The sequence below is a fragment of the Chryseobacterium gwangjuense genome (assembly GCF_021311115.1).
In the GTDB taxonomy this organism is placed as follows: domain Bacteria; phylum Bacteroidota; class Bacteroidia; order Flavobacteriales; family Weeksellaceae; genus Chryseobacterium; species Chryseobacterium gwangjuense.
Map to the genome: position 1 here is coordinate 50,638 of NZ_JAJTNP010000008.1, position 12,292 is coordinate 62,929.

Below are 12,292 nucleotides of genomic sequence, written 5' to 3' on the forward strand. Positions count from 1 at the left end.
TTTACTTACTGCAAATTCTTTGCTAATTCTTAGTTGAATTCAGCGAAAGATTGTTGGATACTCATAGCGATCTCGTCGATCTTATAAGTTAAACCGTCAATTTTAGAAGTAAAGAAGTTATAAAGCATAATAGCGATAGCTGAAGTACCAATACCTAAAGCAGTATTAATCAATGCTTCAGAGATACCTGTAGAAAGTGCAGCAGCATCTGGTGTACCTCCACCTGAACCTAATGCAAAGAATGCCTTGATCATCCCGATTACTGTTCCAAGTAGTGCAATTAGAGTAGCAACTGTACCTAGAGTAGAAAGAATCATCATATTTTTCTCAAGCATTGGCATCTCAAGAGTTGTAGCTTCTTCGATAGCCTTGTTAAGCGCTACCATTTTTTGCTCTTTGTTTAAAGTTGTATCATGAGCTAGAGCTTTGTAAGTAGTAAGACCTTCTTTTACTACGTTACCTACAGAACCTTCTTGTCTGTCGCACTCTTCTAAAGCTGCATCAATTTTGTTTTGGTTAAGTAAGCTTCTTACCTGTACAACGAAGTTATCCAAGTTTCCTTTTCCTGCTGCTTTACCTAAAACGAAATATCTTTCAAAAGAGAAAACGATTACTGTAAGCATGAAAGTAATCAAGATAGGTACGATAACCCCTCCTTTGTAGATAATTCCCAAAAACGAATCTGGATGAATGTCTTTTCCTTCAACATCTGAGAAAGCTACAGACGCTCCACCAAGTTTTTCAGCATCTTTAAAGTTTCCAGGGTTACCCAAAACGAATAAATAAATACAAATTCCTATTGCTAAGATGATAGGAATAATAACAGCCGGGTTTAAACCTCCTGTTTTTTTAGCAACTACTTGCTCATCATTTTTTGAAACATTCATTTCCATATTTAACTAAATTATATTGTTTTAAAATTTTTGAGGGTGTAAATTAAAGGCAAAATTAATTAAAATGCAATTATTTTAAATAAACAATTTGCTTTTTTTTGATCGTGTTTTTTTGAATCAATTCCAAAATCTCAATTTTTTTTTATTTTTTTGGCAATATTATTCCATTTTAAATAATATATTGAAAATTTAAAAAAATTACCTCCACTTTTTTTTTATTTTACCAATGTTAATTTTTATTTAAATTACTATATTCACTATTCTGTGAGGTACTACAATGATTTTCGTAGGTGTTTTTCCCTCCAAAATTTGTACCATTTTTTCATCCTGAAGCACTATTTCTTCAACTTCTTTAGGAGAAAGTTGTGCAGAAAGTGAAATTTTAATCTTCATTTTTCCATTTACACTTACCGGATAAAGAATCTCATCTTCTACAAGGTAATCCTCGTTCAATACAGGGAATTTCTCAAATTCAATAGATTCGTTATGTCCCAATAAACTCCAAAGCTCTTCACAGATGTGCGGCGCATAAGGCGAAATGATAACGGCTAAAGGTTCTAAAATATTGCGTTTGTTACATTTTATTTTTTGCAATTCGTTTACAGCAATCATAAATGATGATACAGAAGTATTGAAAGAGAAGTTTTCAATATCGTAAACTACCTTCTTTATTAAAGTATGTAAAACTTTATATTCGGCTTTTGTAGGCTCTTCTTCTGAAACTTCAAAATTTTCTCCGTTGAAATATAAATTCCAGAATTTCTTCAAGAAACCATATACTCCACTTAAACCTTGTGTATTCCAAGGCTTGGATTGCTCCAACGGACCTAAGAACATTTCATACAATCTTAAACCATCTGCTCCGTACTCTTCACAGATGTCGTCAGGATTTACAACATTGTATTTAGACTTAGACATTTTTTCTACTTCACGACCTGTAATGTATTTTCCGTCTTCTAAAATAAATTCTGCATCAGCATAATCCGGTCTCCAAGTTTTGAATGCTTCAGTATCTAGCTCATCGGAAGTTCCTTTTAACAAAGATACATCTACGTGGATTGCTTGAGTCGTATAATCTTTTGCCAAATTTTTAGATACATATTGATTAGTACCATCAATTCTGTATACAAAAGCACTCATCCCCAAAATCATTCCTTGGTTGATCAATTTTTGGAAAGGCTCATCATGATTAATATACCCTCTATCTTTTAGGAACATATTCCAGAAACGAGAATATAATAAGTGACCTGTCGCATGTTCGCTCCCTCCGATATATAAATCTACCTGTCCCCAATAATCAGAAAGTTCTTTGTTAGTAAAAACTTCTTCATTTTTAGGATCCATATATCTTAAGAAATACCAAGAGCTTCCTGCCCAACCCGGCATTGTAGATAATTCTAATGGGAAAACATTTTTCTCATCAATTAATTCTGTAGCTACAATTTTTTGAGTTGCTTCATCCCAAGCAAATGTTTTTGCATTTCCTAGTGGCGGATCTCCATCTTCAGTCGGTAAATATTTTTCAACTTCGGGAAGTTCTAAAGGCAATGCAGAAGTCGGCAATGTGTAAGGCATTCCATCCTTATAATAAATAGGAACTGGCTCTCCCCAATAACGCTGTCTTGAGAAAATTGCATCACGTTGTCTATAGTTCGTAGTTCCGTGACCGATTCCTTTGTTTTCGATTTCTGCAATTATTTTTGATTTAGCATCATTATAATTTAATCCGTTTAAGAAATCTGAGTTTACACACACAGAATCTTTAGAATCAAAAGAAGCTTCCTGAACGTCTTCGTCAGTTTCAACTACTTTTTTAATTTCTAAATTAAATTTCTTTGCAAATCTGTGATCACGTTCATCATGTGCAGGAACAGCCATTACAGCTCCCGTTCCATAGCCCATCAATACATAATCTGAAATATAGATCGGCATTTTTTCTCCACTGAACGGATTGATTGCATAACTTCCTGTGAAAGCACCTGAAACGTTTTTCACGTCAGACATTCTGTCTCTTTCAGTTTTTTTGGAAGTTTCTTCAATATAAGTATCTACTTCAACTTTCTGTTCCGAAGTAGTAATAGTTTCCACTAAAGGATTTTCCGGAGCCAATACCATAAAAGTTGCTCCAAAGATTGTATCAGGTCTTGTTGTGAAAACCTCAACGATTTCATCATGACCCTCAACATTGAATTTCACCTGTGCTCCCTGAGATTTTCCAATCCAGTATTCCTGAGAATCTTTTAAAGGTTGTGGCCAGTCAAGAGTTTTTAATCCTTGCAATAATCTTTCAGAGTAAGCAGAAATTCTCATACTCCACTGCATCATTTTCTTTTGGAAAACAGGAAACCCTCCTCTTTCGGATTTTCCGTCTTTTACCTCATCGTTTGCCAATACGGTTCCTAATGCGGGACACCAGTTCACAGTCGTTTCCGCCCTGTATGCCAAACGATAATTTAAAAGAATATCTTCCTTATCCATTTCAGAAGCTGCATTCCACTCTTCAGCCGTGAAATTTAATTCGTCATTTTGATTCGCATTTAAACCTTCTGTTCCTTTTTCTTCGAAACGTTTAATTAAATCATTTATAGATTCTGCTTTATCAGTATCCTTATTATACCAAGAATGAAACAACTCAATGAAAATCCATTGGGTCCATTTATAATAAGAAGCGTCAGAAGTTCTCACTTCCCTACTCCAGTCGAAAGAGAAACCGATTTTTCTCAGCTGCTCTTCATATCTGTTAATGTTTTGCTCAGTAGTAATCGCAGGATGCTGCCCTGTCTGAATAGCATACTGTTCAGCAGGAAGTCCGAAGCTATCGTAGCCTACCGGGTGGAGCACATTGAAACCTTGATGTCTTTTGTATCTCGCATAAATATCGGAAGCAATATATCCAAGCGGGTGACCTACGTGAAGACCTGCACCTGATGGATATGGAAACATATCGAGAACATAAAATTTTGGTTTGTCTGTGTTATTGGAAGTCTTGTACGTTTGATTGTCTTCCCAGTATTTCTGCCACTTTTTTTCTATCTGCTGATGATCGTAAAACATTCTATAATTTTATATAAAGCACAAATTTAAGTTTTTTAAAAGAAAAAACTTAAATAATATTTTCATGTTATTTAGCAATAATGATCTTACTTGTAAATTCTACCTCTCTCGTTTTAACTCTTACCACATAATTCCCATTCGGTAAGTTTCCTACAAATAACTTTGCTTTTCCATGATTAATTCCGTGTGTATCTGAAAGCACTTCTCTTCCTGAAGCATCATAAAAAACAAATACTGCATTTTCTCCGGATGTATCATTTCCAAAATCTATTTCTAAAAAGTCTTTTACAGGGTTTGGATATACTTTGATTTTAGTTTTTGTCATTACTTCCTTCGTTCCTAAAGCAGCACAAACCGCAGTAGCTGTACTGGATGCAGAAATTAAATTTATTTTATTGGCTGGTGTTACAAAATCCTGCAGTTCCGTAGAAGTGATAAGCCCCGAGTCAGCACCTAGCCAATCTTGCAAAAGAGAAGCAAATATTTGTCGATAGTCAAATCTTCTCTGATTTTGATTGTAATAATAACTCGTTGCATTCGTAAATAAAGGATGATCTCCCATAATACCGGAATTCAACCCATTCCCGACAATAAAGAACGGCGCTAAATCTCCATGATCAGTTCCCAAACTCGCATTTTCTCTTACCTGTCTTCCAAATTCACTAAAGGTAACTGTCATAATTTTATGTCCAATTCCCAAGGCTTCAACATCAGTCTGAAAAGCCTGAATTGAATTTGAAATATCCGCCAATAAATTAGCATGATTCCCTAATTGTGTACTTCCCGACTGAATCTGATTAACATGAGTATCAAAACCTCCTAAATTCACCTGGAAAATTTTTGTTTTACTTCCTCCTTTGATCAATCTTGCCACTGTTTTCAGTTGTTTTGCCAAAGTAGATGTAGGATAGGTTGTCGTAGAATTATTCCCGGCATTGAAAACCTGCATAACCCTATTGTAATAAGCATCCATACTGCTCGCGACATTTTTTATATAATCTAAAAGATCATTATACTCCGACTGAGTAGGAATTACACTAACAAACAAATTCGTAAACAAAGAATTTTGAAAACCCGTAAGGTTATATTCTATATTTTTCTCTGTGATATGCTCATAAAACAAACTAGGATTTAAATTACCCATCTGTATTGCTAAAGGATCGGGACTTTGTGTTGTAGGATTCCCAGCCAATCCCGGATATAAAGCGCCTAAATATCTCCCAAACATTCCGTCTAACAAATCCGGATTATTATTCGTCCCATCTTTTCCGGAAAACATTAAGTTTTCTGATCTGAAATGAGAGTAATTAGGATTAGGATAACCGACACCATTCAACAACGTTAATTTCCCTGAATCGTAAAGAGACTTGAATCCTGTCATTGAAGGATGCAGCCCAACTTGTTTAGTAGCAGCAACTGTACTATCCAAAGGAATATAGGCTCCCGTTCCTGTATTATTAATTTTAATATTAGGTCTTAAATTCGCATAAGTATCATATTGATTGACCGGAATCACTGTATTCAAACCGTCATTCGCACCTGCCAATCTCAAAATAACCAGAACACGTTCATTCACCGGATCACAATTCACATTAAAATCCAGAAACTGATTCATGACACGAGAAGGCATTCCGTTGAGCAAGAAAGGAGCTCCAACTCCTGCCATAGAAATCAATTGTAAAAATTTTTTTCTGTCCATAATTACATTGTTTGAAATTCAGGAGATTTAATAAGTGCTTTTACCAAACGATCAATCGGAATCTTCACATTGGTAGCGGTTCCGGTAGTAATATAATTATTCCACTCATTTTGCCAGTTGATTACACTTAAGCCATTCAGGAATACATTTTTAAAATAATCCAGTCTTGCAGGAGGCGGAAAATCAACAAAAAGCAGTTCGCAAAATTCCGAGACCAACTGTACAGCATCTGCAGGATTTTGAAAATTGCCGCTATCCTTTACAAACACAGGCAAATTGAGTTTATATAAAAAGCCGTTTTGGGTAAGTCCGTTAATCAGCATATCAATAGAATTACTGTAGCGAATTCTTAAGGATGAAGTGGTAATCCAGTTTTTATCATAATTAGGACTACTGGAATATGCTGCATATCCGTTTACAGATTGTGGCCTGAAAACCGGCATTCCCGAATTTTGAGAATAACTGGAAATTGTCGACAAAAAACTGTGCAAAGAACTTGGATTTGCAGAATACAAAGGCGTTGAAAGTTGAAGCAAAGAAAACATATGAAAATACAATTCCAAAGGACTTTTTACTAGCGAACCAATAGTCTGATCTCCCGCAATAGCATCCTCTTCATCATAAAAATGTTTGCTGGACAACAGCGTTCTCAGAACCGGCAAAATATTATACCCGTTTGCTTTAAGTGCAGTTGCTAAAGGCACAATAATATTCGTTTCTATATCAGTCGTAATATTTCTTCCCACAAAATAACGGTACATTCTTCTGCAATAAGCTTTAGCAGTCTCATCCTGATTAAAAATCATCGTTATAAAGTTTTCAAACTCTGTTTGAATAGTACTTACGGTATTCGCACCTGTAATGACTGTTCCACCAAAAGCACTGCTGAATGTTTTATTCGTAATGTCATGAGTTGCAGTATCAATAAAACCTCGTGGTAGCTGAGTAATAGGATCTACAGTATTCAGTCTTGCTGTTTTGTTAAGCTGAGTCGCTGAAGTTAAAGTAAAACCTGTTAAAACTTTTGCAGCCTGCTGAACATCTGTTTCTGTATAATTGGTATAATTTCCTGTTCCTATCTGTGGGCCTTTAAGAATAGTAAATAATTCTAAAAACTCTCTTGCATAGTTTTGATTCGGGCTATTTTTTTTATTTACATTATTATTAAGGTAAATAAGCATTCTCGGGTCTAAAGTAACTCTTATTGCTAAATCTTTCAAACTTCCATTAGCATGAAATCTTAAAAGTTCCTTATAATCAAAGTTGGTAAAAAAACTCGCATCGTTATCCGTTACAAAAAGCAAATGTAGCCAATACACTATTTTATATTGCGCAGAAGGATCTTTCATGGCTTGATACATCCACCAATAATTATCATATACTACAGAATTTGCTGTACTTAATGTATCTGTAATGGTAGGATTTGCCACGGTAGGTACAATAGTCTCCGCATTATTATTGAGTGGACTCGGCGGTGAAGGAGCTGTAAAGGTAAATAACTCATTCAACGCCTGATCGGGAGTTTTTGATGCAAAGTAATTGATTCTTGCCTTCGTGATGTTATAGGTCGTTCTTCTCAGCAGATGATATGCATTGAAAAAACCTAAGGCAGATGTTTTAGGAGTTAGACTTGGCATTACAAAGATTTTAGTGAATCAAAGTTAACCAATTGTACTACATAATAGTACGCCTTATTCAATAAAATTATTAAATAGTTAACAATTCATTTATACAAAAGAAAAAATCCCATCTTAAGACAGGATTTTTCATATTTCAAACAATGAAAACAAATTATTTTACAATTCTCTTCATTGTATAAGTCACAGATTTATATACTGTAGGATCAGTTCTATCTTCAATAGCAAGATTCAAAGTAGTTTCGTTAAGAAGAGTTACTTTACCTTTATCCGGCTCTACTGTTCCCATATATTTTATTTGGATACTTTTATCTTCATTATAGATATAGGTAAATGTACGATCAGGAGACACAATACATTGTCCTGCGTTCACCGGATCATCATCACTATCTTTTCTTTTACCTGTAGAACCTTCGTTAAAAACCCATCTAGAGGCTTTTTCACAATCAGTATATGTGATCTCATCCGAAACCCCACCTCCTGAAGCAGGAATTGTTGTTCTTACCTCCTTAATCGGAGACCATGTTCCAGCCAAGGGAAACACTTGTTCAGAATTATCATCCTTACAAGCTGAGATAGACAATAATGATAAACCTGCAAATAGCAATGCTAATTTCTTCATATATCAAATTTTTCAAGGTCTAAAATTATGATTTTTTTTAAAAACTTCATCATTTTTTTTAGCTTTCGTAATTTAATTTTCAAATTATTAAAAATACCATTGTCAGAACCTTATATTTTAAGCCTTATATTTGTATAAAAACATGAGATGCCATTAGTTTCTATCATTACTCCATGCTATAATTCTTCCAGATTTTTGGAAGAAACCATTGCATCTGTAATGAACCAAATATTCACAGACTGGGAATGGCTGATTACCGACGACTGTTCTTCAGACAATTCTGTTGACATCATCAAAAAAACAAATGATACGAGAATCAAGCTCACCATTGCTGAAGAAAATGGGGGTGCAGGACACGCAAGAAATATATCCTTAAAAAAGGCATCGGGAAGATATATTACATTTCTCGACGCCGATGATTTTTGGGAACCGGAATTCCTCAACGAAATGGTTCGTTTTATGGAAAAGGAACAAGCAGAAATTGCTTACTCAAACTATGCAAGATGCAATGCAGAGCTTATTCCTCAGCTCGAGGATTTCAAAGCTGATAAAGAAGTTACTTTCCAAAATCTCTTAAAAACATGCAGGCTTTCCTTATTGTCTTCCATGTATGATGCTCAAAGAGTAGGAATAGAATTTTTCCCAGAAGGGAGCAAACGCGAAGATCATGTAATGTGGCTGAATTTATTAAAGAAAATTCATTCCGGAAAACCACTACCCAAAACCATGGCGAAATACAGAATGCATTCAGACAGTATCTCAAGAAAAAAACAAAACATTATAAAAGACCAATATCTCGTTTACAGGGAGCACATGCAATTTTCTACTTTAAGATCTTTGTATTATACCGCAAACTGGGCAATTAACGGATTTTTAAAATACTCTAAAATATTCAATTAATGGAATACTCAAAAGAGTTCAAAGCAGCAATCAGTAACTTTTCTTCTCTGGAAAAAGACAGATTAATTTTCAGATTATTAAAAAAAGATAAATTACTTTCAAAAAAATTATATTTTGAGCTTATTGATCCGGAAAACACAGATCAGAAGAGGGCTCAGATGGAAGAAAACATCAGTGAAAAACTAATCCTTTTAAGTAAATATTTACTAAATCATAAGTATTATCTGATGCATATCCGAAAAATAAGCAGCGAAATTACAGAGCATGTAAAGGTAACAACAGACAAATACGGAGAAGTTTCTTTGAATCTTTTTCTTATCAATGAAACTTTAGAAAACAATGACAAGCTGAATACGCAGAGATTTGACAATGTTTACAAACTTTACCTTTACCTCATCAACAAAATCATCAAAAGTTTTATCCTAACTAAAAAACTAGATGAAGATTACTGGATGGAAATTGACGAATATTTAAGGGAAATACAGCAAAAAATAGAAGACAATCATTATTTGAAAAAACTTTGTATCAACAATGGCTTAGACTTTAAATGGTTCGCCACAGAAAACATCCCCACAAACATTGATCAGATTGCAAAAAACCTTAAAAGCGAAGGTTTTTTACGATGATAGTATTTTCTTTATAATCAATTCCGTAGAGTTCGGTTTTTCCGTAACAAAATTGGCAGCGTTGTCCGACATTTCTTTTAAAATCTCTTGGTTAGCAATCAAAGAAAGCACAAACTGTGTAGCTACGTTTTCACTTTCAAATGATTTCCCTCCATTTGCCTGGATAAGATCATCTGCTTCAGGATTCTTTTTGTAATGATTCCCGAAAACTACAGGAATACCAAATGTTGCAGCCTCTAAAATATTGTGAAGTCCTGCATCATGAAAACCTCCACCAACAATGGCAATATCAGCATAAGAATACAATTTGGAAAGCAACCCAATACTGTCAATAATAAGAATTTGAGCGTCTGAATTTTTAAGCGCTAGAACGTCTTTAATTTCGCTGTAAAGAATTGACTCAGGGAAAATCTGCTTTAAATGATTTACCCTTTTTAAATCATGAGGAGCAATGATCAGTTTAATATCATTGTTTTTGGCAACGAGCATTTCAGCTATTTTCTCTTCTGCATGCCACGAACTTCCAAAAATAACGGCTTTTTCTCCCGCTATGAAATCTGTTATAAAATCTACATGATTGTTTCTATCTCTAAGCTGTTTCACTCTATCAAACCTCGTATCTCCCGTTACAGAAGAATTCATAAGACCTATACTTTTTGCTAAAACATACGAATGTTGATTTTGATGAAAAAACCAATCTACTGTGTTTTTAAGCTGTTTTACAAACCATTTTCCATACGTTGTAAAAAAAGCTTGTCTTTCGTAAAACAATGCCGAAATCACGTATATTTTTGCGTCTTTCGTCTTTAATTCATATAACAAATTATACCAAAAATCATATTTCACCGTAAAAAATAGTTTAACACTAAAAGCTGATACAAAATCTTTTACATCTTTCTTTCGATCAAACGGCAAATAACAAATCACATCGGCAATATGTTTTTTCTTAATCACATTTTCATATCCGGAAGGAGAGAAAAATGTCACTAAGATTTTATAGGTTGGAAATTCATTTTTTAGTTGCTCTAAAACCGGCAAACCCTGTTCATACTCTCCTAAACTGGCAGCATGCATCCAGATGACTTCATCAGACTCGCTGAAAGCAGACTTCACCTTCTGTAAAGATTCTTTCCGTCCTTCAACGCCTTTTTTAGTTTTATCATTAAACAATGAAAAAACCTTCATTCCGAAGATGAGTAAATTGATAAATATTGTATAGAAAAAGGACATCTGATTGTATTTTTAAACTTCTGTTCTATCGTTATTTGTTGAAGGAACCGAAACGACTAAAAATTCCAGTTCTTCTTCTGATTCATTAGAAATATAATGCTTTGATTCTGGCATAACTGAAATGCTTTCTCCTTCCTTTACAAACAATTTCTTTTCATTGATATAGAAAACTGCTTCTCCTTTCAAAATATAAAAAAACTGCTCTGCTTCTTTATGAAAATGTAGTTTTTCTGCTGTTCCGGAAGGCATTATTTCCTGTTTTACAGAAAGGTGTTGAGTATCTTTCTGAATCCAGCTATCACAGCCATTTCCCCAGATATAATGCTCAGAACTTTTTTTGGATTTTATCATTTGAAAATACCTATAAAAATAAATGAAACAATCAGGCTTCCAATTACCGCTAACAGAGCCATAGCCAATGGAACTCTCGGTTTCACATTCTCATCAAATGCATACCTGAACATATAATCCTGGCTGTTAAAAAAAATCAGCGTGATCAGGATATAGAGCCATCTTATAAAAATTTCCATGATCAGAAATTGGGCATCTTTATTTTCCTTCGTAATTTCTACAGGATAATTCGCCGATTCCGGATTTCTTAGTACAAAAGCAAATAAAACATAAAATGCCGTCGCAAAAACCGGCATTAAGAAAGAATATTTTTTATTTCCGAAGCCATCTGCTTTTCCGTCAAAATCAAAATGAACGGGAATGGTTTGCGGCAATGTTTTGTAATGTTTTATCGTAAACCACCACAAAAAAACAAGCAATCCAAAATTGAAAACATCAAAAATTATAAAGAGTGTATTTTCCATTTCAGATTATTTTAACATTATAAAATGCTTTTAATAACTCTTAATTTGTGAGTATGTTTGTTCAGTTCTTTATTGAAAATACCTGTGGAATCCAACGTATCTATTCTCACCTTTCCTGAAGCATGAATAATTTTCTGTCCATCAAGCATGATTCCCACATGAATAATTTTTCCTTCCGGATTTTCAAAAAACGCAAGATCTCCCGGCTGACTTTCTTCTACAAAACTCAACGTCTCCCCCACTTCTGCCTGTTGATAGGTATCTCTTGGAATTTTAATATTATGAACTTTATAGACAAGCTGCGTAAACCCAGAACAGTCTACCGCAAAAAAACTTTTGCCACCCCATAAATAAGGAACATTAAGGAATTCTTTAGCAGTTAGAGCAATACTTTCACGTACATCATGACTTCTGCGTGATGCCACAACAGGAAATTCCACTTCCGAACCCATAGACAAAAGAGTTTTACCATCATTCATCAAAACAGAAGAAAAATCCTCTGTAACCACCGTCACCTTTCTTTTAGCAAAATCTTCATCAGAAATCGGCTTGATTTGCTTGGTATCCATCCAGCCTTCATATTCGTCATAATGCATTTTTATTTTGGTCCAGTTTTTATTCACTTCCAAAATATCTGCACTTTCTCCGAAAAGTATTTCTGTAACAATTTCCGCTTTATCTGAGCCTTCTGCACGAACCGGTGCTACCGTAACAATACAAATTCCTTTATTCATTTTTTAAATTTAGAGATTGAGAAATTTAGGAATTAAGAAAATTACACGTTTTCTAATTTCTAAATCTCTGAATTTTTTACTC

General features: G+C 34.3%; 11 protein-coding genes. 2 read left to right on the forward strand and 9 right to left on the reverse strand.

All coding sequences use genetic code 11. From position 1 onward, the window contains the following. Nucleotides 1-29: 29 nt before the first annotated feature. The 5 genes from LV842_RS15500 to LV842_RS15520 all read right to left on the reverse strand — a co-directional run bounded on the left by LV842_RS15500 (nt 30) and on the right by LV842_RS15520 (nt 7,905). Entirely contained in the window at nt 30-893 is an 864-nt protein-coding gene (locus LV842_RS15500) for a MotA/TolQ/ExbB proton channel family protein (protein WP_233112338.1), read from the reverse strand. Nucleotides 894-1,133: 240 nt separating this feature from the next. Beyond that, nucleotides 1,134-3,947 (reverse strand): leucine--tRNA ligase, encoded by a 2,814-nt coding sequence (leuS, locus tag LV842_RS15505; protein WP_233112339.1) that lies wholly within the window; start codon nt 3,945-3,947, stop codon nt 1,134-1,136. Nucleotides 3,948-4,014: 67 nt separating this feature from the next. After that, a complete protein-coding gene (locus LV842_RS15510; RefSeq protein ID WP_233112340.1) occupies nt 4,015-5,646 on the reverse strand; it encodes a DUF1501 domain-containing protein in 1,632 nt (543 codons plus the stop codon). A 2-nt stretch (nt 5,647-5,648) separates the two neighbouring features. Further along, nucleotides 5,649-7,283, reverse strand: a complete 1,635-nt coding sequence (locus LV842_RS15515; RefSeq protein ID WP_233112341.1) for a DUF1800 family protein — start codon at nt 7,281-7,283, stop codon at nt 5,649-5,651. 154 nt (nt 7,284-7,437) lie between these two features. After that, nucleotides 7,438-7,905 (reverse strand): lipocalin-like domain-containing protein, encoded by a 468-nt coding sequence (locus tag LV842_RS15520; RefSeq protein ID WP_233112342.1) that lies wholly within the window; start codon nt 7,903-7,905, stop codon nt 7,438-7,440. A 147-nt stretch (nt 7,906-8,052) separates the two neighbouring features. On the opposite strand from LV842_RS15520, the gene LV842_RS15525 reads away from it, so the two are divergent. Beyond that, entirely contained in the window at nt 8,053-8,805 is a 753-nt protein-coding gene (locus LV842_RS15525) for a glycosyltransferase family 2 protein (RefSeq protein WP_233112343.1), read from the forward strand. After that, entirely contained in the window at nt 8,805-9,431 is a 627-nt protein-coding gene (locus tag LV842_RS15530) for a deoxyuridine 5'-triphosphate nucleotidohydrolase (RefSeq protein WP_233112344.1), read from the forward strand. The genes LV842_RS15525 and LV842_RS15530 overlap by 1 nt, the downstream gene beginning before the upstream one ends. On the opposite strand, the gene LV842_RS15535 is transcribed toward LV842_RS15530, so the two are convergent. Genes LV842_RS15535 through LV842_RS15550 form a run of 4 tightly spaced genes read right to left on the reverse strand, consistent with a single transcriptional unit; the run spans nt 9,423 to nt 12,210 of the window. After that, nucleotides 9,423-10,661 carry a 3-deoxy-D-manno-octulosonic acid transferase gene (locus LV842_RS15535; RefSeq protein ID WP_233112345.1) on the reverse strand — a complete coding sequence of 413 codons (1,239 nt, stop codon included), beginning with the start codon at nt 10,659-10,661 and terminating at the stop codon, nt 9,423-9,425. The genes LV842_RS15530 and LV842_RS15535 overlap by 9 nt on opposite strands. Before the next feature lie 12 nt (nt 10,662-10,673). Next, the gene (locus LV842_RS15540; RefSeq protein ID WP_233112346.1) at nt 10,674-11,012 is read right to left on the reverse strand and encodes a cupin domain-containing protein; all 339 of its coding nucleotides are present in this window, start codon (nt 11,010-11,012) and stop codon (nt 10,674-10,676) included. Further along, a complete protein-coding gene (locus LV842_RS15545) occupies nt 11,009-11,476 on the reverse strand; it encodes a DUF1648 domain-containing protein (RefSeq protein WP_233112347.1) in 468 nt (155 codons plus the stop codon). Before LV842_RS15545 ends, LV842_RS15540 begins: the two co-directional genes overlap by 4 nt. Before the next feature lie 17 nt (nt 11,477-11,493). Then, nucleotides 11,494-12,210, reverse strand: a complete 717-nt coding sequence (locus LV842_RS15550; protein WP_233112348.1) for a C40 family peptidase — start codon at nt 12,208-12,210, stop codon at nt 11,494-11,496. Between the last annotated feature and the right edge of the window lie 82 nt (nt 12,211-12,292).

Bases quoted from the DNA above. Each gene is read 5' to 3' on its own strand.
- LV842_RS15520 (WP_233112342.1), bottom strand. From the start codon at position 7,905: ATGAAGAAATTAGCATTGCTATTTGCAGGTTTATCATTATTGTCTATC.
- LV842_RS15510 (WP_233112340.1), bottom strand. From the start codon at position 5,646: ATGGACAGAAAAAAATTTTTACAATTGATTTCTATGGCAGGAGTTGGA.
- LV842_RS15500 (WP_233112338.1), bottom strand. From the start codon at position 893: ATGGAAATGAATGTTTCAAAAAATGATGAGCAAGTAGTTGCTAAAAAA.
- leuS (WP_233112339.1), bottom strand. From the start codon at position 3,947: ATGTTTTACGATCATCAGCAGATAGAAAAAAAGTGGCAGAAATACTGG.
- LV842_RS15550 (WP_233112348.1), bottom strand. From the start codon at position 12,210: ATGAATAAAGGAATTTGTATTGTTACGGTAGCACCGGTTCGTGCAGAA.
- LV842_RS15530 (WP_233112344.1), top strand. From the start codon at position 8,805: ATGGAATACTCAAAAGAGTTCAAAGCAGCAATCAGTAACTTTTCTTCT.
- LV842_RS15535 (WP_233112345.1), bottom strand. From the start codon at position 10,661: ATGTCCTTTTTCTATACAATATTTATCAATTTACTCATCTTCGGAATG.
- LV842_RS15540 (WP_233112346.1), bottom strand. From the start codon at position 11,012: ATGATAAAATCCAAAAAAAGTTCTGAGCATTATATCTGGGGAAATGGC.
- LV842_RS15515 (WP_233112341.1), bottom strand. From the start codon at position 7,283: ATGCCAAGTCTAACTCCTAAAACATCTGCCTTAGGTTTTTTCAATGCA.
- LV842_RS15545 (WP_233112347.1), bottom strand. From the start codon at position 11,476: ATGGAAAATACACTCTTTATAATTTTTGATGTTTTCAATTTTGGATTG.
- LV842_RS15525 (WP_233112343.1), top strand. From the start codon at position 8,053: ATGCCATTAGTTTCTATCATTACTCCATGCTATAATTCTTCCAGATTT.